This window comes from Citrobacter sp. TBCS-14 (assembly GCF_005280805.1).
In the GTDB taxonomy this organism is placed as follows: Bacteria; Pseudomonadota; Gammaproteobacteria; order Enterobacterales; family Enterobacteriaceae; genus Citrobacter; species Citrobacter gillenii.
Genome location: NZ_SZWM01000330.1, coordinates 1 through 201 on the forward strand (window position 1 = coordinate 1; position 201 = coordinate 201).

Here is a 201-nt window from a genome sequence, read left to right on the forward strand (position 1 = left end):
TACGCAGAATAGCTCTCTTGTTGAATAGTCTGATCGCTATCAGCGGCAGAAACGTTAGTACATTTATCCAACGTACCGTAGACAGGATTATAAATATTGAACCCTTTTACGTTCTTGCAGCGGATCATGTCGGTGCGTAGCAGATCGTAGTTCTCATAAGAGACACCGGTGAGGATCTCGTTATAAAAACCCGCGATATCG

1 protein-coding gene is annotated in these 201 nt (G+C 43.8%); it reads right to left on the reverse strand.

The annotated features are described in order from the left end of the window. Positions 1–201 (reverse strand): hypothetical protein (locus tag FDX22_RS15350; protein WP_146717419.1); only part of this gene is annotated, 201 nt, incomplete at both ends.